General features: G+C 51.3%; 16 protein-coding genes. 8 read left to right on the forward strand and 8 right to left on the reverse strand.

Annotation, left to right across the window (positions count from 1 at the left end):
• Nucleotides 1–80 precede the first annotated feature (80 nt).
• Nucleotides 81–1,988 (reverse strand): amidophosphoribosyltransferase, encoded by a 1,908-nt coding sequence (locus ACFE8Q_RS25360; RefSeq protein ID WP_375448250.1) that lies wholly within the window; start codon nt 1,986–1,988, stop codon nt 81–83.
• Nucleotides 1,989–2,401: 413 nt separating this feature from the next.
• On the opposite strand from ACFE8Q_RS25360, the gene ACFE8Q_RS25365 reads away from it, so the two are divergent.
• The gene (locus ACFE8Q_RS25365) at nt 2,402–3,289 is read left to right on the forward strand and encodes a C39 family peptidase (protein ID WP_375448251.1); all 888 of its coding nucleotides are present in this window, start codon (nt 2,402–2,404) and stop codon (nt 3,287–3,289) included.
• Nucleotides 3,286–3,939 (forward strand): hypothetical protein, encoded by a 654-nt coding sequence (locus tag ACFE8Q_RS25370; RefSeq protein WP_375448252.1) that lies wholly within the window; start codon nt 3,286–3,288, stop codon nt 3,937–3,939. The genes ACFE8Q_RS25365 and ACFE8Q_RS25370 overlap by 4 nt, the downstream gene beginning before the upstream one ends.
• 59 nt (nt 3,940–3,998) lie before the next feature.
• Here the strand turns inward: ACFE8Q_RS25370 and ACFE8Q_RS25375 are convergent, their stop codons facing one another.
• Both ACFE8Q_RS25375 and ACFE8Q_RS25380 read right to left on the reverse strand, forming a co-directional pair.
• Entirely contained in the window at nt 3,999–4,145 is a 147-nt protein-coding gene (locus tag ACFE8Q_RS25375; RefSeq protein ID WP_375448253.1) for a hypothetical protein, read from the reverse strand.
• Between the two features lie 138 nt (nt 4,146–4,283).
• Entirely contained in the window at nt 4,284–5,207 is a 924-nt protein-coding gene (locus ACFE8Q_RS25380; RefSeq protein WP_375448254.1) for a LysR family transcriptional regulator, read from the reverse strand.
• 93 nt (nt 5,208–5,300) lie between these two features.
• On the opposite strand from ACFE8Q_RS25380, the gene ACFE8Q_RS25385 reads away from it, so the two are divergent.
• Nucleotides 5,301–6,737 carry an NADP-dependent isocitrate dehydrogenase gene (locus tag ACFE8Q_RS25385; RefSeq protein ID WP_375448327.1) on the forward strand — a complete coding sequence of 479 codons (1,437 nt, stop codon included), beginning with the start codon at nt 5,301–5,303 and terminating at the stop codon, nt 6,735–6,737.
• Nucleotides 6,738–6,813: 76 nt separating this feature from the next.
• Entirely contained in the window at nt 6,814–7,065 is a 252-nt protein-coding gene (locus ACFE8Q_RS25390; RefSeq protein ID WP_375448255.1) for a hypothetical protein, read from the forward strand.
• Nucleotides 7,066–7,140: 75 nt separating this feature from the next.
• Here ACFE8Q_RS25390 and ACFE8Q_RS25395 read toward each other — a convergent pair whose 3' ends face one another.
• The 3 genes from ACFE8Q_RS25395 to ACFE8Q_RS25405 form a co-directional block, all read right to left on the reverse strand.
• The gene (locus ACFE8Q_RS25395; RefSeq protein ID WP_375448256.1) at nt 7,141–7,977 is read right to left on the reverse strand and encodes a phytoene/squalene synthase family protein; all 837 of its coding nucleotides are present in this window, start codon (nt 7,975–7,977) and stop codon (nt 7,141–7,143) included.
• 45 nt (nt 7,978–8,022) lie between these two features.
• Nucleotides 8,023–9,501, reverse strand: coding sequence for a phytoene desaturase family protein (locus tag ACFE8Q_RS25400; protein ID WP_375448257.1), 1,479 nt, complete (start codon nt 9,499–9,501; stop codon nt 8,023–8,025).
• Nucleotides 9,502–9,750: 249 nt separating this feature from the next.
• Nucleotides 9,751–10,266 carry an RNA polymerase sigma factor gene (locus tag ACFE8Q_RS25405; RefSeq protein ID WP_085412864.1) on the reverse strand — a complete coding sequence of 172 codons (516 nt, stop codon included), beginning with the start codon at nt 10,264–10,266 and terminating at the stop codon, nt 9,751–9,753.
• Between the two features lie 411 nt (nt 10,267–10,677).
• Here ACFE8Q_RS25405 and ACFE8Q_RS25410 point away from each other — a divergent pair, with 411 nt between their 5' ends.
• The gene (locus ACFE8Q_RS25410; RefSeq protein ID WP_375448328.1) at nt 10,678–13,017 is read left to right on the forward strand and encodes a TonB-dependent receptor; all 2,340 of its coding nucleotides are present in this window, start codon (nt 10,678–10,680) and stop codon (nt 13,015–13,017) included.
• Nucleotides 13,018–13,115: 98 nt separating this feature from the next.
• Here ACFE8Q_RS25410 and ACFE8Q_RS25415 read toward each other — a convergent pair whose 3' ends face one another.
• Entirely contained in the window at nt 13,116–13,745 is a 630-nt protein-coding gene (locus ACFE8Q_RS25415) for an outer membrane lipoprotein carrier protein LolA (protein ID WP_375448258.1), read from the reverse strand.
• Between the two features lie 216 nt (nt 13,746–13,961).
• Here ACFE8Q_RS25415 and ACFE8Q_RS25420 point away from each other — a divergent pair, with 216 nt between their 5' ends.
• Nucleotides 13,962–14,366: a response regulator gene (locus ACFE8Q_RS25420; protein ID WP_375448259.1), complete on the forward strand. Its 405-nt coding sequence runs from the start codon at nt 13,962–13,964 to the stop codon at nt 14,364–14,366.
• A gap of 166 nt (nt 14,367–14,532) precedes the next feature.
• On the opposite strand, the gene ACFE8Q_RS25425 is transcribed toward ACFE8Q_RS25420, so the two are convergent.
• Nucleotides 14,533–17,118 (reverse strand): DNA translocase FtsK 4TM domain-containing protein, encoded by a 2,586-nt coding sequence (locus tag ACFE8Q_RS25425; RefSeq protein ID WP_375448260.1) that lies wholly within the window; start codon nt 17,116–17,118, stop codon nt 14,533–14,535.
• Between the two features lie 130 nt (nt 17,119–17,248).
• Between ACFE8Q_RS25425 and ACFE8Q_RS25430 the strand changes: the two genes are divergently transcribed.
• Together ACFE8Q_RS25430 and ACFE8Q_RS25435 are read left to right on the forward strand one after the other, a co-directional pair.
• Nucleotides 17,249–17,821: a hypothetical protein gene (locus ACFE8Q_RS25430; RefSeq protein WP_375448261.1), complete on the forward strand. Its 573-nt coding sequence runs from the start codon at nt 17,249–17,251 to the stop codon at nt 17,819–17,821.
• 251 nt (nt 17,822–18,072) lie between these two features.
• Nucleotides 18,073–20,856: a TonB-dependent receptor domain-containing protein gene (locus tag ACFE8Q_RS25435; protein WP_375448262.1), complete on the forward strand. Its 2,784-nt coding sequence runs from the start codon at nt 18,073–18,075 to the stop codon at nt 20,854–20,856.
• Nucleotides 20,857–20,874: the final 18 nt, after the last annotated feature.

Here is a 20,874-nt window from a genome sequence, read left to right on the forward strand (position 1 = left end):
CCCCAGGTACGTATACAAAACGAGCGGCCTGTCGTATGACAAGCCGCTCGTAATCAATTGATTGATTGCTGTAATATCTATTAATAGGCCCGGACTACCTTGCCTTCCATGAAGTTGACAAAGGCTTTGTTAACCACTTTGTTGCCGCCGGGCGTGGGATAATTACCCGTGAAGTACCAGTCGCCCGAATGATTGGGGCAGGCTACGTGCAGGTTTTCAACGGTTTGGTAGATCACGGCTACCTCAGCGTTCAGGTCGACCTCATCGTTGCGGCGGGGCGTGATAATATCGGCTACTTTGCGCGAGACCTCGTCATGTGTAAAGGGCGCGAAGAGGGCTTTCACGTAGTTTTCACTCACTGCATTACCCGACTCGATCGCGGCCACAGCCTGCGCATACACCTCATCGGCGATGTGGTTCAGGCCGCGTTCATTGAGCAGTTGCAACACCGCCCGAAACGCCACAAACTCCTTTACCTTCGACATATCGATACCGTAGCAATCGGGGAAGCGAATCTGGGGAGCCGACGAGACGATCACGATCTTCTTGGGACCTAGCCGGTCTAGCATCCGTAAAATGCTCTTTTCCAGCGTTGTACCACGAACGATCGAGTCATCGACAACGACGATGGTATCGATGCCTTTCCGAATTACTTCGTAGGTAGTGTCATAGACGTTTGCCACCATTTCGTCGCGGTGTGCATCGTCGGTAATGAACGTGCGGAGTTTAACGTCTTTCGATACCAGCTTTTCAATGCGGGGCCGGAACGAGAGCACCTTGTCGAGGTCCTGCTCGAAGAGGATACCTTCCATGATCGCTTTCTTGCGTTGCTTGGCCAGGTAATCTTCCAGGCCTTCGACCATACCAAAGAAAGCTGTTTCGGCCGTGTTTGGTATGTAGCTGAAGACCGTGTTTTCGAGGTCGTAGTTGACTTCTTTCAAAATCTGCGGCACCAGCAGGCGGCCCAGCATTTTCCGCTCGTTATAAATATCGGGATCGGTGGCGCGGGAGAAATAAATGCGCTCAAAGCTGCACGACCGCTTTTCGATAGGCTGAATGAACTCGTATTCGCCATATTCGCCATACTTATCCACGATCAGTGCGTGGCCCGGCTGAACTTCCTGAATCTGGCTGTATTCGACGTTGAAGGCTGTTTTGATAGCTGGTTTTTCCGAGGCCACCACAACTACCTCATCGTCGGCGTAATAATAGGCGGGGCGAATACCAGCGGGGTCACGAGCCACAAATGAAGCACCGTAGCCCGTCATGCCCACCATGGCGTAACCGCCATCGAAATCACGACAGGAGCGATAAAGTACACGTTGCAGGTCGAGGTTGTCTTCGATAATGTCCGACAGGTCGGGGTTTTCGTAGATGCCTTTGAACCGTTCAAATACGCGTTGATTCTCTTCATCGAGGAAGTGGCCGATCTTTTCCATGACCGTTACCGTATCCACAAAATCTTTCGGGTGCTGCCCCAGCGAGACCAGTTTGTTGAACAGTTGATCAACGTTGGTCATGTTGAAGTTGCCCGCCATCACCAGGTTCCGGCTGCGCCAGTTGCTTTGGCGGAGCATGGGGTGGCAATTTTCAATGTCGTTGTTGCCGTGCGTACCGTAGCGCAGGTGGCCCATCCAGACCTCGCCGGTGAAGGCTACGTTTTCCTGGAGCCACTTGGCATCACGAGCTTTGTCTTTATTCTTCTTCAGTGCCTTGGCAAACTTCTTATTGATTTTGCCAAACACATCGGCTACAGGCTGTGGCTCAACGGAGCGGTAGCGGCTGATGTAGCGATGACCCGGTGGAACCTCGAGCTTGATATTGGCTACCCCAGCCCCATCCTGACCCCGGTTCACCTGCTTTTCCATCAGCAAAAAAAGCTTGTTGGCAGCGTAGAGAGGTGTCCCGTACTTGTCTATGTAATACTGATAGGGCTTACGAAGGCGTAGCAGCACAATGCCGCACTCGTGTTTAATAGCGTCGCTCATGAGCAGCGTTGACCAGTTAAGCACCGGCACAGACCAGTGCAGTTGGAAGTGTATGCGTAACTAACAGGCTAACGCAGTCATTGCGCCAAATCGTTCGTGACTGCGCCTCATCTGTTTCGCTAAAGTAACTCCGTTTGGGCGAAAGCCCCTACCACATACTGGTTTATACACGTATATACATGAATTTGTCTACCAAACTAATTGTGCTTACAAGCACACAACCGGGTGACCATGTGCTGTACTCAGCCGATGACTCAAACGTACCTATGACCGTTAAATCAAAAGTGGTGGCTGGTAATAAGCTACAAGTAATTGGAAATGAAATCGTAACTACGTATATTAATAAGTATATATAACTGTGTAGATTTGTTTCATGTTGCTTGATTCTTACGTTTGCGTAAGAATCAAGCAACATGAAACAAATCTACACAAAACGCGCATTAACCCTATTCTTCATGGGGATGTTAGCCATTGCTCCGGCACTGTCGCAGTCAGTCTACTCCGTTGAGCCACCTTCTAAACAGAAGGCGAACGAGCCCTATATTGGGTTCTCGGTCAGTGTTCCTCTGGTTAAGGTATTCAAACCCATTAGAGCACTTTTTACGAAGAAAAAAATTCCGATCAGTCAGTCAAAGCCTTGGGAAGCTGAGGGCCTTACTCCACTTAATCTTGCGATTTTTATACCGGACCCAGGATATGCTGAATTTGATTATAATGGAGGTTTATCACCTCGCAATCCTGATTACCGGGGCATTCCATGTAATGGATGCGGGGGCGGTGGCGGCTCTGCGGGCGGTGGTGGCTCTGTACCAGTGGTGCCAGCAGACGACAAGTACCGTATTCCAGGTTATAGAAATATGGATCCTCAAATCTCAAACTTATGCGTTCCCTCTGTTATGGCTAAAGTTCTCCAGACAATGTGCCATAAAGACATTAATGTCGGAGCTTTAGTTTTTGATTACTACCGTAAATATGCTGCACCAGATAATAATATCCTTCAGGATGGAGTCCCCAAGGAACGGCTTATAGATTTCGTCTCAGATTATTTCAACTTAAATGCAGGGGACATAGAGATGCGAGGAAGTATGGCTGAAAAAGTAAAGGCAGATGTACTTGCTGGAACGCCGATCATGGTTGGTATCATCCATTATAGCGGACTTGGTCATAATATTCTGGTTACAGGTTATAATAATACAAAGTCTAGATTCATAATACTTGATCCTGAAACTGGGTTTGAATCTGAGATGAATACCGAGCAAATGAATGAAGTTTTGTATAGAGTTCCACTTTTTTGTAAATGATTAAAAGTATGAATGTGATACACAAATTGATTGTTGTCATCGTGATGTTAGCTATGATAACAGTTAACTATTCGCAGGTTTTTGCTCAAGGAAGTCAAAGCCCTGTAAGTACTGGAAATGAACCTTTACGGTTGACAATGGAGCAAAAATTGGGTCACTTCGGAAGTGTTGAGCTTTTTATAGAAGATTCTCTACTGCGTAGATGGAGAAAAGAGGAATTGAAGAAAGTGGAAAACTTGGATTATGCTAAGCATGTGTATAGCTCAAGTTTATCAAAATACGTAGAGATTTATCCCACTGATACTGCTGAAATTACACGACGATTTATCGTTCAGCTGAAAGAAGCGTCCAGCATTACGCCAATCCAAGAAGTAATGATTAAACAAAAAATAAAGGCTCTATCGCGGAGCCTTGGAGAGGGAGATAGCTACTTTAAACTACTCGTAATGGTACAGGATAATGTTGTTTTTTCAACGTTGCCAGCCGAGCAATATGGTCGTTACTTAAAGAACAAAAGCCAACGATTAAATTGGTTAGTAAACGTCGCCGTTACGACTTTATTTTTGCATTACTCCAGAGACTTGCATTTAAACGAGTCGCAAAAACTCGTAGAGTTGCGAAAATTAGTGGAGGCAAGTAAGCCGCGTTAAGCTAGTTTGATCTGAATCAAAAACGCCCCGCCTGAACTAGTATGGTGGGGCGTTTTTAGTCAAATCAAATTCAGTCGATACTGAAGCATGGTTTGTGCAAGTAAGTCCAGCTTTTGCGGATTGGGTACCCGAATACGCTCTTCCTGAATGCGGGAGGCGGGCAGGTTTTTGATCTTGTAGAACAGCAGATCCTCGTTTTTATACAAAAAAAGGCTTTAAAGGTAGCCGAAATCGCGTACGACACCAGTCTTGTAACCTTGTCAGATGAGGTGAGTTGCGGAGCGGGTACATCAATCAGGATCATACAGTTCATCAGGCTATATAGCTGGTGCCATGTGCAACTACTAAAACCGCTCGTACCAGTCAAAATGGTGTTGAATAATCAGTTCTTTGTTGGCTTCCAGGTACGTTAAGTAAGCTTTGGCTACCGGCGATAATTGCTTGTCTTTATGCCAGATGAGCATCCAGGTGGTTTGCCGGGGCAGGCCATCCAGGGGAACAATCCGCAGCTCGTCTGTCAGCAGTTCATTTTTCAGGCCAATCAGCGGCATGATGGAGTAGCCCAGGCCTGCCAGCAGGGCCTGCTTAACGGCCTCGTTGGAGGTAAGCTCCAGCCGCTTGCGCACCACAAGCTGGTGATCGTCGATAAACTTTTCCATCATCGAGCGGGTGCCCGAACCGGCTTCGCGGAAAATGAGCGGCAACGTTTCGAGTAGCTTCGGCTCATTGCCATTGGGGGCAGTATCGGGTTGGCCGCTGCCCAACAGGTACAGTTTATTCGGCATTAGCTTCAGATGATTGACATGCAGATGCTGCGGGAGAATAGACACGAGCGCAAAATCTACTTCGTTATTGGCGAAGCTATCGACCACCTTTTGCCGATTTGTGACGTCGATGGCCAACTCGATGCCTGCATGTTGTTGCATAAACCCCGACAAAAAATAAGGCATCACGTATTTGCCCGTTGAGACAACAGACAGGGTCAACTTGCCATAGAGCAACCCTTTATAAGCCAGCGTTTTATGGTTGATGGCCTGGGCCGCCTGAAGAATGGTTTCGGCAGCCTGGGCTACTTCCCGCCCAAAATCGGTCAGGTAAATCCGTCGGCTGATGACCTCCGTGAGGGGAATATCGAACTGATCCTGAAAGTTTTTTAACTGAATCGATACCGCTGGCTGGGTCAGATTGAGTTCTTCGGCGGCTCTGGTAACGCTCTGATTCTGTGCGATCCTGACAAAGACGTGTAGTTGATGGAGGGTATAGTTCATAAAAATTATTTATGTAAACCATCAAAAGTATAAATAAAAATTTATACCTGGCTTCACGGACCTTTGCGGCAGATGAGTATCAAAAACAAACAGATGAAGCGAATTACGGTAGCGAAAGGCGATGGCATTGGGCCGGAGATTATGGAGGCCACGCTGGCCATTTTACAGGCGGCGGGTGCGCAAATTGAGGTAGACGAAATTGAGGTGGGCGAACAGGTCTATCTGGCTGGTAATAAATCGGGCATTGCCGAGGATGCCTGGGACGTGATCCGGCGCAACAAGGTGTTTCTCAAAGCCCCTATTACTACGCCACAAGGCGGCGGCTACAAGAGCCTCAACGTTACGATTCGTAAAATGCTGGGTCTCTACGCCAATGTTCGGCCCTGCTTGAGCCTTCATCCATTCGTAAAAACCAAGCATCCGGGTATGGATGTGGTGATCATTCGTGAAAATGAAGAAGACCTGTACGCGGGTATCGAACACCAGCAAACCGACGAGGTTGTCCAATGCCTCAAACTGATCAGTCGGCCCGGATGCGAAAAAATTGTGCAGTACGCCTTTGCTTATGCCCGCCAGTACAATCGGTCGAAGGTGACCTGTTTTACTAAGGATAACATCATGAAGCAGACGGATGGCCTGTTTCATCGGGTGTTCGATGAGATTGCACCGAACTACCCGGACATTCAGAACGAACACTGGATCGTTGACATTGGAGCGGCCAAACTAGCCGATACGCCCGAAGCCTTCGACGTGATTGTGATGCCTAATCTATACGGCGATGTGCTCTCAGACGTAGCGGCCCAGATTGCGGGGTCGGTGGGGCTGGCTGGTTCGGCAAACCTGGGCGAGAAGTGCGCCATGTTTGAAGCCATTCACGGGTCGGCACCCCGGCGCGCCGGGCAGAACCTGGCTAACCCGTCGGGGTTATTGCAGGGAGCCATTATGATGCTCAATCACATTGGGCAGGCCAACGTTGCCGAGCGGGTGCAGAATGCCTGGCTTAAGACGCTGGAAGATGGCGTACACACGTATGATGTGTATCAGGAAGGCCTCAGCCAGCAAAAAGTTGGCACAAAGGAATTTGCAGAGGCAGTTATCGCCCGGCTTGGTCAGCAACCTACTACCCTGAAAGCCGTATCCTATGCCAATACGCAGGCACTCGACATTCCAAAATACAAGCGTAAGCCACTGATAGATAAACAGTTGTTGGGCGTTGATGTGTTTGTTCACTGGCCGGGCAATGATCCTGATGAACTGGCTGCCTTGGTAAATCGCGTGTCTACTCCGGCTATACCGCTTAGCCTGATCACCAACCGGGGGATCAAAGTATGGCCCAACGGGTTCAGTGAAACCTCTTGCACCGACCACTGGCGGTGCCGTTTCCTGCCTACAGATGGCCAACCGATCAACAAACAGGCGATCATTCATATTCTATCGAATGCGCTGGAAGTTGGGATCGACACCATCAAAACTGAAAATCTGTACGCCTTCAACGGGCAACCCGCTTTCTCGATGGGGCAGGGACAATAAATGCTGCTCAGTCTACACTAATTGCGCCTGCCAGCGGGCATTCTGACCACTTTTTATAGCACAAACCAGTTTCCGTATGCAACTTCAATTGATAAAAGGACATTTTACGCCACAGGACGCCCTGGAAATGCTGACCAAAATGACGCATGTCAAAGTAGGTTACCACGAATACCAGATTCAAGCCTCCGACAGTGAAGAGGATGTGAAATTTCGCGAGCAGCGGATCAAAGAACTGCAACACAATCTTCGGGAAGCCCGGCAGTATATCGCCGAAAATGGACAGCGTAGGGTGAGTTTACAAGCTAACATCGTCATGGCTTTTGAGTGACCCGTCAACTTCACCTATATAGCCTAACCCTAACCAAAGTGCCTCGCCTGCTTAGTTCAGGCGGGGCACTTTCAGTTAAATCAAATTCAGTCGATATTGAAGCAGGGTTTGGGCGAGTAAAGCCAGCTTCTGGGGGTTGGGCACCCGCACGCGCACTTCCTGAATGCGGGAAGCGGGCAGGTTTTTGATCTTGCAGAATAGTTTCAGGTAATAAATATAGGCCAGGTGAACGCCCATTCTGGCTCCTTTGGGCAGGCCCAAAATACCCTGATAGGCATCGTCGAAGTCGCGTTGAATGTCTTCCTCGATCAGTTGTTTGGCATCGCGCGAGAAATCGGTGAAGTCAACGCCGGGGAAGTAGGTACGTCCCCGTTCCTGATAATCGCTCTTGATGTCGCGGAGGAAGTTCACTTTCTGGAAAGCGGCTCCCAGTTTGCGGGCGGGTTCGCGGAGGCGGTCGAATTCAGCATAGTCGCCTTCGCAGAAAACGCGCAGGCACATCAGGCCCACGACCTCGGCCGAACCATAGATGTATTGCGAATAACCGGCTTCATCGTAGTCGTGCTGATGCAGGTCCATTTCCATACTGCGCAGAAAGGCATCGATCAGGTCACGCTCAATGCTGTACTGCCGCACCACCATCTGAAACGAATGTAGCACTGGATTCAGGCTGATACCCTCCTCAATGGCCAGGTACGTCTCTGCTCTGAACCGATTTAGCAAAGCCTGCTTGTCGTAGTCGTGAAACGTGTCGACAATCTCGTCCGCGTAGCGGACAAACCCGTAGATGGCGTAGATTGGCAGGTGGTACTTCTTGTCTAATGTTTTGATTCCCAGTGTGAACGAAGTGCTATAGCGCTCTGTGATGAGTTTGCTGCACTCCAGCGCAGTCTGGTTGAAAAGGGACATCATAACCAAAAGGGTTTAGATACGGTCTGGGTTTAGGAATGTAGCTGGTTAGGCCACTGGATACTCTTTGGCAACTTCATCGGCAACAACCAAACCGGAAATCAGTGAGGGCGGAACTCCCGGTCCGGGAACCGTTAACTGTCCAGTATAAAACATATTATGGACTTTTTTGTTTTTAAGCGATGGTTTTAGAATAGCCGTTTGTAGTAACGTATTCGCGAGGCCATAGGCATTTCCCCGGAAGGCGTTGTAATCGTTCTTGAAGTCACGGTGCGCGTAGCTTCGTTTATAAACCACACAGTCACGGACCGACTCACCAACGTAGTTTTCAAGCCGTTGCATGATCAGGTCGTAGTAGTGCTCGCGGGTCGCTTCATCGTCTGTCAGGTCCGGCGCCACAGGTATCAGCAGAAATAAATTTTCGCTTCCTTCAGGCGCTACGCTGGAATCTGTTTTCGAAGGAGCCGACGCGTAAAAAAGGGGTTTGCTCGGCCATTTTGGCGTTTCATAAATCTCCTGGGCGTGCAGGCCAAAATCTTCGTCGAAGAACAGGTTATGATGCTCCAGCTTCGGAATCCGCTTATTTACACCCAGATAGAACAGGAGAGACGAGGGTGCCATGACCCGCTTGGCCCAGTAGGCATCGTCGTAGTTCCGATTGGCGGGATCGACCAGCGCCGTTTCAATATGGTTGTAGTCGGCACTGCCAACGACCACATCGGCCTCGAATATACCTTTGTCGGTACGCACACGTTTGGCCAGGCGGTTTGTTGTTTCAATCTGTTCAACCGTTTGACCCAGCAGGATTTTTACGCCCTTTTCTTTTGCCAGAGCCACCATGCCCTCAATGATCTTGTACATGCCACCCATCGGATACCACGTACCCAGCGCCATCTCGGCGTAGTTCATCAAGCTGTACATCGCCGGCGTGTTCTGCGGCGTGGCGCCGAGAAACAGGATCGGAAATTCGATCAGTTGAAGCAGCCGGGGATGGCTGAAAAACTTTCGGGCGTGACTGGCGAACGATTGAAAAACGTCGAGTCGGGTAACATCATAGAGCAACTTCAGGCTCATGAATTCTGAAACGGAGCGGCTCGGCTTCCAGACGAAGTTGTGAATACCCACGTCGTATTTATAAGCCGCCTGCCGGAGAAACTCGGTAAGCTGTTTGCCGCTGCCGGGTTCGATGCTGTCGAAGAGGGATTTCAGCTCGTCCAGATTGGCGGGCAGATCAACGGCTTCGGCAGGGCCGAACACTACTTTATAGGAAGGGTCTAACCGGACCAGGTCGTAATAGTCGGCGGGTTTTTTGTTAAAACGGGCGAAATAGGTTTCGAATACATCGGGCATCCAGTACCAGCTTGGGCCCATATCGAAGGTAAACCCCTCTGCCTGAAAGGTTCTGGCCCGCCCGCCGGGCATCTCGTTTTTTTCAACAATTGTTACATCGTAGCCTTTGTGGGCCAGGCTCGTCGCCACAGACAATCCGGAAAAGCCGGCGCCAATGACTAGTACACGTGGGGGCATATTTACAAGTTAAATGGTTTACCGTTTGCTGTTATCAGTTGCTTCGCCAATTGAGGTGATCAAGTCTGAGCGAAGCAACTGATAACAGCAAACGGTAAACTGCAAACTTCTTCTGTAAAGCACAAAAAAAGTTAGATGCATGGCATCTAACTTTTCGGAACCTTCCTCTTTTTAACCAAAAACTACTCAATCAATTCGTTTGTTTAGGAAAAGATAAACAAATTTCCTGATGATGTGGGTTGCAACAGTTTACGAAGCGAAGTGTGCGTAAACGTGTAGTTTGCTTTTCAGCTCTTTACGAGCAATATGGATGCGGTTTTTAACCGTTCCGATGGGTATGTCGAGTTTAGCGGCAATTTCGTGGTACTTGAAACCCCGGAAGTGCATCATAAATGGAGTCCGGTACGTATCGTCAAGGTTGTTTACTGCCCGAGCAATGTCTTCCTGAGCAAACGACGAGTAGGCCAGGTTATCGGTGCTGCTGTCGGTTGAATTTATGTAGTGCAAATTGTCAGTCGTGTCGATAAACGTGTTCTTACGAACCATACGCTGATAATTTGTGATGAAAGTATTTTTCATGATTGTATATAACCACGCCTTCAGGTTGGTACCATCAGTGTACTTGTCGCGATTGGTGTATGCTTTCAAAAGTGTATCCTGCAACAGATCGTTAGCGTCTTCCGAATCTTTCGTCAAACGGAGCGCAAATGGGCGCAGTGATTTTGATACTTTGCCAATGTGATATGTGAATTCGAGCGCAGTCATGAGTACGAAAAGTTTTGTTGAATCAATCTTGATGACACTTAGACAAATTCTCGACCAAGTTTTACGACGACCAGCCAATTGCAGTGGCTTTTCGGCTAAGAGGCTAAGAAACAGGTTCTTAAAAGTGTAAACATAGGCGTGCCAATTCGGTGGCCAGGTATCCTTGTTAAGATCTGTGAGTAATAAATTCCCCAGTTTGTGGAATCTCACCGGGTCGTTTTGTTGAACTATTACACCCCAAAGATTAAACAAAAATAACGGTTTACAAAAAAAATTACTAAAACAAGGACTATTGGCTCGAAATTGCGTTACCATTCTGTTGCAACTTTGTTGCGAATACACAGACAAATGGGAGGCAGAGCACAACCAGGTTTAATTACACCACAACTACTAGGGTTTGCAGGCTTGCTGATGACTCTACTGGGTAATCCGTTCCCCAGTTCCGGCCAAGGCAATTGTGGCTGTTTTGTAAAGGGGCAGGTGCTGGATCGGGAAACTAACCAGCCTATACCGGGAGCTACCCTGTTGATCAAAGAAACCGGCCTGGGTACTGCTACAGACGCAGCAGGCCAGTACCGTATCGATCGCCTGTGTGAGGGAACATACACCCTCGTAGCGCGCATAGTAGGGTATCGCGAAATTCAGCAGCGGCTCGTTCTCTCGCACCAGACCAGCGAGGCGCATCAGGACGTGTTGCTGTCGGAAGAGGTGCAGCATCTGCAAAATGTGACGGTGACGGCTCAAAAAACAGACGCTCTCACAAGTCAGGCTGTGGTGGCTTTGCAGGGTCTTGCCCTGGAACAAACCCGCGGGCAAACGCTGGGCGATGCCCTCAGGAACGTAACCGGGGTAACGACCTTACAAACTGGTTCTTCGGTGGTTAAGCCGGTCATTCATGGCATGCACAGCAGCCGCGTGCTGATTTTAAATAACGGTATCAGGCAGGAGGGCCAGCAATGGGGCTCGGAACATGGGCCAGAAATAGACCCGTTTGTGGCCAGTCGCCTGTCGGTGATCAAAGGGGCGGCGGGTGTACGGTATGGTTCCGACGCCATCGGCGGGGTGATTCTGGTTGAGCCCGCTTTATTACCCACATCGGGCGTGGTGCATGGGCAGGTCAATCTGGCGGGTTTTTCCAACGGTCAGCAGGGTGTTGTCTCGGCTCAGACAGAAGGAACATTCGGTCGGTTACTGACTGGCGGGGCCAGTCGCTTTGCCTGGCGATTGCAGGGGACAGCGAAAGAAGGCGGTAACCTAAACACGCCCACCTACTACCTGGACAATACGGGAGTGCGCGAACGCAACGGATCGGCGGCGCTGATCTATCGGGGCGAGGGCTGGCAGTCGGAAGTGTTCTACAGTCGGTTCTCCTCGCAGATTGGCATCTTCTCCGGCTCGCATATCGGTAGCCTCACCGACCTGCAACAGGTACTCGACAGCGGCGAACCCCTTATAAAATCGGGTTTCAGCTACACCATTGGGCGACCAAGCCAGGACATAACCCATGATCTGCTCAAATGGCGAACGGCGTATACGGCGGCATCGGGCACAAACTGGAATCTGACGCTGGCCCGGCAGACCGACGACCGGATGGAATACGATCTGCACCTGCCCCGCAACGACTCACTGGCGGCCCTCAACCGGCCGGAACTGCAATTTCAACTCACTACCTACTCGGCTGACCTTGTGCGGGAGAGCCCAACGCGAAACAACCGCAGCAGCACGATGGGCGTCAGTGGACTGTACCAATATAATATAATGACGGGTCGGCCGCTGATTCCCAATTTTCAGATGGGTACGTTCGGTGCTTTCTGGATTGGTAAACAACGGCGTGGCTCCTGGGAATATGAACTCGGGCTGCGCATGGACTGGCGGCGGCTACAGATTTTCAGGTACGTGAACAGGGTCTACAACGACCCCGTGTTTGTTTTTGCCTGCCCCTCAGGTACGTTGGGGGCTACCCATTACCACAACGATCACTGGATTACCCGGCTCAATCTGGGTACAGCCTGGCGTCCACCAAATATCAGCGAACTCTTCAGCGACGGAGTTCACCACGGAGCCGCGGCTTATGAGCAGGGGGATGCCAGCCTGCGGCCCGAAACGAACATCAGTTTGAGCATTACGTCGGAGTGGCGCAGCAATCGCGTGCAGGCCGGAGTAGATCTGTATTACAACTACATACGGAACTACATGTATTTGAAGCCGCAACCCGAGCCAATCCTGACGGTACGCGGCGCATTTCCTTTCTTTAAATATACCCAGACCGATGCCATCTATACTGGTATCGACGCCACGGTTGATGTGAAACTGGCAACCCGCTGGAACTGGACCACGAAGCCGTCTTACCTTTACGTGCAGAATGTTGGGGCTACTCAGGCCGGGGGGGGAAATGCCATTGTGATGATTCCACCAAGCCGGTGGGATAACAGCCTGCGCTACTCGCTGACCCGTACGGGCGGGCGTAGTAGTCGGTGGCATGATCCTTATCTGAGTGTAGGTAACCTGCTGGTAGCCAGGCAAAATAGGGTTCCGGCAAACAGTGATTTTAGCCCACCGCCACCAGCCTACAGCCTCTGGACAGCCTCGCTGGGTAGCACTATTTCCATCTCCGACAGGCAGAGCGTAGACATCAGCCTGACTGCCACCAACCTGTTTGACGTGCAATACCGCGATTACCTGAACCGCTTTCGGTACTATGCCAATGACCTGGGGCGCAACGTGGCCCTTCGGCTGAAGTGGGGATTCTGACCGGTATTGAAACGATTTTCCAGGTACGTATAGACGTAAAAAAGCCCGTCGAACACAGCGTTCAACGGGCTTTTTTACGTCAGGTAAAGCGCAGTTGCCTAGCGTAGGTCTACTACTTCAACGCCAGGGTATTTCGATTTATCGAAGACGAAATAACTGTCGGGCAAATTAGGGTTGGGCGTAAACTTGCTGATCGTATACTGGGTACGTTTGCCATTCTTGTCGGTGATCTGCCAGTTGCGGATAGACTTGTCGGCCCGGTCAACGCTGATCTGCACCGTGGTAATCTGCGTGTTCTTTTTCTCCGGTTTTAACTCAATCACATCCAGCACCCGCCCGGCGGTTTTCTGCTCGCGGACATAGGCGTAGTTGAATCCTTTCTTATACATGGTGTAGAGCTTGGTCGGGTTGAAATCGCCGGTTGCACTGGCATCGTAGTCCTGCACGTTTACTTCATTCGACTCTTTTACGTAGGTCGACATCACTTTGCCGTCGGTGAAGACTTCCTGCCCCGCGGTTTTGAGGCGGAACATTTTGCCTTTGACAGAAAGATCACCTTTGTAGGTTTCGCGGTCGGTGCTATAACTGAAAGAAGCCTGGAAGCTACTTAAGGCTTTGTACCTGGCGCTCATACCGTCAAGTATAGTTTCGGCACGCTTATCTTTCTGAGCCATCAGTGACCCTGTGGTAGTGAGCAGGATAAAGCTAATAAATGCTAATTTTTTCATTTCCTGGATGATTCTATCTGGTTGGGTAAGTAAAGCACAAAGTTGACAAGTAGCGCTATTAGTTAGACGTACGAACCTGGTTAAAAGTTTAACGAATTAGCTGTAACGGGTGGTCGTTGCCTGGCTCCATATCCTCATTTACTCCCATGCCCGGAAAAAATTGATGTGTATATTAGCAGTATTGAAATGCACCGTAACAACTTGATAATAACTAAAATGAAAGAGCCAGCAATTTTTCTGGTCGATGATGATGATGACGATGTGTATTTGGCTCGATTGACCTTTGCCGCACATTTTCCAGAATGGACGCTGACCAGTTTTGACGATGGGCAGGCGTTGATCGACCATTTTGCTACCCATCCCGACAACGCGTTACCTGATCTGATTATTCTGGATTTGAACATGCCACGCCTGACTGGCTTCGAAACGTTAACTATTTTGAAGCGGCATCCCAAGTGGAAAAAAGTACCCGTGGCGATCCTGAGCACATCGAGTAATATCGATGACCAGACCCGTAGCCAGGCGATGGGCGCCTGCACATTTCTGGTAAAGCCGCCGTCAGTCGATCAACTGGCGTTATTGATTTCGGAAGGGAAATCCATTTGCGATTCAGGTCAGTAGCGAGCCCATTGCCTGAGTTCATCTACTTAGTACCTGCGTCTGTTTTGCCTTACTTATATTACCTGAATTGGCGGGCAAAAAAGACACCGTTTCCCACCACAGCAGACGGCTGAATGTTAACTGATCCAGGTACGTATGCTCTGGTTCATCGTTCGTTGGCTACGTTCTAGCCCAGGTTTTTCAGCATCTCTTCCAGGTGGACCATGTCGTGAACCAACACATCGCGGGCTTTGCTGCCTTCAAACGGGCCAACGATTCCCGCTTTCTCCAACTGGTCGATGAGGCGACCGGCGCGATTGTAGCCCAGCTTCAACCGCCGCTGAATGAGCGAGGTGCTACCTTGCTGATGCGTGACGATGAGCCGGGCGGCCTCATCGAACATGGCATCGCGGTTAGCCAGGTCCACATCTTTATCATCGGTGGTGCTTCCTCCGCTGTCTTCGCCGTAAAACTCGGGTAGGGGATAGGCATCGTCGTAGCCGCGCTGCCCACCCACGAAGCCGCAAATCTCCTCGATCTCGTTGGTGTCGACAAACGGACATTGCAACCGGATGATGTCGGAGTTCGACGAGAGCAGCATGTCGCCCATGCCCACGAGTTGCTCTGCGCCACCGGCATCCAGAATGGTCCGGGAGTCGATTTTCGAGGTCACTTTAAACGATAGCCGCGCCGGGAAGTTGGCCTTGATCAGACCCGTGATCACGTTGACGGAAGGCCGTTGGGTAGCCACAACCAGGTGAATGCCAATGGCCCGCGCCAACTGGGCCAGCCGGGCAATGGGCTGTTCTACTTCTTTACCGGCGGTCATCATCAAGTCGGCCAGCTCATCGATGATCAGTACGATGTAAGGCAGGTAGCGGTGTCCTTTTTCGGGGTTCAGGCGGCGATGGGTAAACTTGGTGTTGTACTCCTTGATGTTCCGTACTTCCGCATCTTTCAGCAAATCGTAGCGGTTGTCCATCTCGATGCACAGCGAGTTCAGCGTGTTCACTACCTTCTTGGTATCGGTAATAATCGCTTCTTCGGCATCGGGTAATTTAGCCAGAAAATGCCGCTCAATTTTATTGAACAGGGTGAGTTCTACCTTCTTGGGGTCGACCAGGACAAACTTTAGCTGGGCCGGGTGTTTTTTATACAGTAGACTGGTTAAGAGCACGTTAAGGCCAACAGATTTACCCTGGCCCGTTGCGCCGGCCATCAGGAGGTGAGGCATTTTGGCCAGGTCGACCACCAGGATTTCGTTCGAGATCGTTTTGCCCAGAACAACGGGTAAATCCATACTGGCCTTCTGGAATTTCTCTGAATTCATCATCGACCGCATCGACACCATTTCGCGGTTCTTGTTGGGCACCTCGATCCCGATCGTTCCTTTGCCCGGCATGGGGGCAATGATCCGAATACCCAGAGCGGCCAGATTGAGGGCAATATCATCTTCCAGGCTCTTGATCTTCGAGATACGAACCCCGTCGGCGGGCACAATTTCGTACAGCGTCACCGTTGGCCCAATGGTGGCGTGGATGCGTTGAATACCAATGTTGAACTTCGCCAGGGTGTCGACGATGCGGTCTTTGTTGGCTTCGAGTTCATCCGCAGAAACCTGAGCTTTACTGTTTTCCGGGTAGTTTGTCAAGAGGTCTACGGTGGGGTACTGGTAATTGGGCAGGTCGAGGGTGGGGTCATACAACCCATGCTGCGCCACCAGATCGCCGGTAAACATATCGGGTTCAAACGTGGGTGTTACCACGGGCGGGGCCTCGGCTGGCTCGGCTTCTGAAAGCGCCAGGCCTTCAGCTACGGTCAGCACCAGGTTTCCGGCGCCAGCACTCACCGGCGGCTGTTTAGGAGTGGGGTAAGGCGAAAGCAAATCGAGCGCAGGGGTGGGCTGGTCATCTGCCAGCGGAAACTCCGCCGCAGCCGTGTATACCGGCTCGTCGGCCAGTGGTTCTTCCTGAGAGGCGGCGTACCGTGGTTCAGCGGTTGCCGGCTCGTCGTAGCCGTCGGTCTCATGTCCATACGTGGTGGATGGCCGCGACCGGGGAGCTACATAATCGTCGGCTTCGTCAACTGGCTGCGACCGGTTGAAGATCGGCAGACTGGTAATGTTGAAAAAGTACAGGACGAAAACGAACCCCAGAAAGCCGATCAGTACGATACTGCCAAAGCCCAGCAGGCCGTATAATAACCGGTTAAGTTCGTAACCAAGACCCCCACACCAGACACTGGCTGTGCTGACGGTTCCGGTCGCCATAACAACGTACCCAAGCAGGAGGCTAAGCCAGACTGCCAGAAACAAAACGACCTGAGTTGTTCGGGCGAGCGGGAGTGGTTCCCGACCCGATGTGAGCTTGAAGCCCGCCAGGAAAACAACCAGGGGAATGCCCAGCGCGCCAATGCCAAACCAGCGGAACATGAATACATGAGCCACATGGGCACCTAAAAGGCCCACCCTGTTCTGCACGTCTTTACCCACCTCTTTAATCGATTCGTCGGAGCCGAGCAGGCTCTGATCGGCGGGGCCGCTGAACAGATACGACACGAAAGCGACCACCAGGCCCACGCCGAGCAGCATGAGCAAAACGCCCGCGGCCAGGTTGGTACGCCCGTCGGACCGCACGCGGTCGAAGGGTAATGTCCAGTTACGGTTGGGTACGTCGGTGGCTTTGTCACGTTTGGAGCCTCCACGGCGAGGCCCTTCAGCGTTTTCGGAACGGCGTGTATTCTGTCGGGGTGTGGCGGTAGTGGACTGGGCCATTTTCTGCTTCAGGAGGTTGGGGTCGGCTATGTAAAAGTAACGTCTGTTGGCCCGTTCAGCGTTGACGTTAGCTAAATTTTTGGCTAAATCATTTCACCTTTGCCAAACAGTACATACTTCTCAGCTACTTATGACGATTTTCGATTCGCTGACGTTTAACCGATCCGTTCCTTCTCTACTAAAGCCTGTTTACGGCGAAACAACCACGTTTGCATCCGTACTGATCATTCATGGAGGTACGTTGCTGGCGACGGGGTTACTCTGGTGGCTTTTCCGGCACGATCCTATTCTTCAAACGGCGGAGTCAGGTCAGATAGCTATGTGGCTGCTGTGGGATTTAGTGGGTGGTAGTCTGGCGCATCTCACCGCAACCAATCACCGATACTGGGCGCGACTGCCTGCCGAAATGCGCCTGCTGGCACTGGCCAGTATGGCCTGGCAACCGCTGGTACTCGTAACCGTGTATAACCAATCGATGCTGTTACTGGTTGAACTACACCTGTTTGCCGGTACAACTTACTGGCTACTGACCCGAACGCCGGTTTATATCGTCCTGGCGCTGGGCATTGGTGCCTGCGCGTGGCTTACCTACCAGTTGAGCCTGACCGCGCCAATAGCTGTTCTGTCGCTGTTTTATTGCCTGAAAGCCGTTCTCGCCTATCGGCCCGAGCAGGCAGAACCGGAGGGGTTGGGGGTGGGGTAGATTACCAAAATGTGACACGGGACTTTTCTCTAAAGAGTTCTAAACGAATTAGTTGGCTGTGCGTCAGGTTTAGCAGGGCTCAACGCCAGGCCTTATGTGTAGCCATTTTGTTAAAAAACGACCGCGTTTCTTTGCACATTCTTAACGGGACTAATTGATCAATAGCGACTTAGCTGCATCAATTTTGCGGGTCTAAACACCGATTTATAGCTGGATTACTGGCTGTAACAGCGGTGTTGACTACCCCCTGTATGCAACGAACGCTCTACTTTCTTCTTTATAGCTGTTTACTGACACTACCAGCCTGGGCTGGCACCATTCGTGGCAAAGCCATCGACGCCGCCACCGGGGAGCAACTGATCGGTGCCGTAATTCGACTCGAAAACACCAGCTTCAATGCCGTTTCAGAACTCGACGGTTCGTTTCAGCTTCGGAACGTACCTGACGGTAGTTATCAACTGAAAGTCAGCTACATCAGCTATAAAACCAGTGTTCGGACCGTGCTTGTTGCGGGCGCAGAGCCATTGACGCTTGTTCTCGCGCTGGAATCAGACGAACAGCAGACGCTGAGCGAAGTGGTAGTGACCCAGAAACGCGACGGGTTCAGCGACAATACCGCCCGCGCCCTGGAACGAAACGCCCTACAGGTTACCAACATGGTATCGGGCCGAACCATCGAACTCTCGCCCGACCTGACCGTTGCCAACGTAATCCAGCGTGTATCGGGAATCTCGGTGGAGCGAAACAGCAATGGTGACGGGCAATACGCCATTGTTCGGGGTATGGACAAACGATACAACTACACGCTGGTCAACGGGGTGAAAATTCCGAGCCCCGATAACAAGTACAGGTACGTTCCCCTCGACATTTTTCCGTCCGAATTGCTGGAACGTCTGGAAGTGTACAAAGCGTTGATTCCCAGCCAGGAAGGTGATGCCATTGGCGGGGCCGTGAACATGGTCATGCGCGATGCGCCCAGCCAGCGGTACGTGCAGGCCAACCTCGCAACGGGTTATTCGGGCCTGTTTTTCAACCGCGATTTCACCAGTTTCGACACAAAGAACATCGCCGCACAGTCGCCGTACGAGCGTTTTGGCAATCAGTATAGTGCCACGCCCGGCGATTTTAATAAGGCATCGGCTACGTATACTACCGGTCGGCCGTTGCCAAACCTGATTGGCGGATTTGCCATTGGCGACCGGTTTTTCGGGCAGAAACTGGGTATCATGCTGGCAGGCAGCTTTCAGAATACGTACCGGGGTAGCAACAGCCTGTTTGCCGACGGCGACGTGGCCGATACCCTGCGCGGCATTGTGCTGACCAAGCAAAGTGAACGCATTTACTCAGAGCAACAGACACGCTATGGCCTTCATAGCAAAATCGATTTGCGGGTGAGCCCCCGCACCAAGTTGCAGTGGTACAACGCCTACATTAACCTTACCAACGCGCAGGTTCGCGAGACTAAAACCACCGAACTCGCCATTGGCGGCTATAATCCTGAACTGGGCAACGCATCGCTGAACTACTCGACCCGCTCGCGGCTGACTAAACAGGATATTCTGACCAGCACTTTGCAGGGAACCCATAAACTTCCCGCCAGCCTCACGGTCAACTGGTCGGCGGTGTACTCGAAAGCCACCAACGACGTGCCCGACCAGACCAACGTCCCCTTGCTGGGCATTCGGAAAGCGTTCGTAGATACCCGCACAACGGTAAACGATGGCTACCGCCGGTGGGAACACAACGCCGATCAGGATCTGGCAGGTTACCTGAATATTACCTGGAACGTACCTGTGGCGGGCTTACCCATCGAATGGATGGTTGGCGGTTTGTATCGGGATAAAACACGCACCAATTTTTATAACAATTACACGGTTCGTCCGTCGAATGTGTTTGCCCAGTACGGCGTCGATTTTACGAATTACAATCAGATCAACTGGGTCATTCAGAACCCGCTCGGATCAGTGGCTTCGGCTCTGAATTATGATGCTACGGAGCAAACGTCGGCCGGGTACCTGCAATTCCGCACCACCGGCCAGCCGCTCGAACTGGTAGGCGGGTTGCGCATTGAACATACCGATCAGGGATACGCCATGAAATTCCCGATTGGCGAAGATTTTCCGACCGGAAGCCAGGTTTACACCGATTTTCTGCCCAGCCTGCACGCCCGGCTGCAACGCGGCAACACCAACTGGCGCGCCTCTTACTTCCGGTCGCTGAACCGCCCCGGATTTTTTGAGATCGTGCCCTACCGCATTGTCAATGAGGAATATCAGGAACGGGGAAATCCGAATCTGAAACGGGCCATCGCCGATAACTTCGACCTGCGCTATGAATTGTTTCCCCGCCCGCTCGAGCAATTTATGGTTGGCCTGTTCTACAAGCACATCCAGGACCCGATAGAATACACGCTTCAGAAAGACGCCATTCGGGGGCAGGATATTTACTATTCACCCGGCAATTTCGGCACGGCCCGCAACTTTGGAATCGAGATCGACGCCATCAAATACATCCGGCGCTGGGGGCTGAAGGCAAACTACACCTACACGAATTCGAGCATTACCACGCCGAAATCGAAGCGCATTCGGAATGCGCAGGGCGACCTGCAAACGATCAGCGTGGGCCAGACGCGGCCACTCTACGGGCAGTCGGCGCACGTGGCCAATGTATCGCTGCTCTACAAAGACAGCGACCACGGCCTGGACGTGCAACTGGCCGGGAGTTTCACTGGCGAGCGGATCAGTACGGTGGCGCAGTTTGTCGATAATGACCTGTGGCAGAAGGGATTTATACAAATGGATGCCTCGCTGGAAAAGCGGCTGGGCCACTCGGCCACAAACGGTGGCGCTGCCGGTGGATTCATTCTCTTCATTAAGGCCAACAACCTGCTGAACACGCCCACCGAAATTTTCATCAAGAATACCAACGCCAGAAATGCGGGTGTGCCCGAACAGGACCTCACCTCAGGACAGACGCTGATTCGGCGCGATTTCTACCAGCAATCATACCTTATCGGTGTGCGCTATAAGTTGTGACTAACTCATAATCAATTG

Origin of the sequence: uncultured Fibrella sp., assembly GCF_964250085.1 — a bacterium.
Classification (GTDB): domain Bacteria; phylum Bacteroidota; class Bacteroidia; order Cytophagales; family Spirosomataceae; genus Fibrella.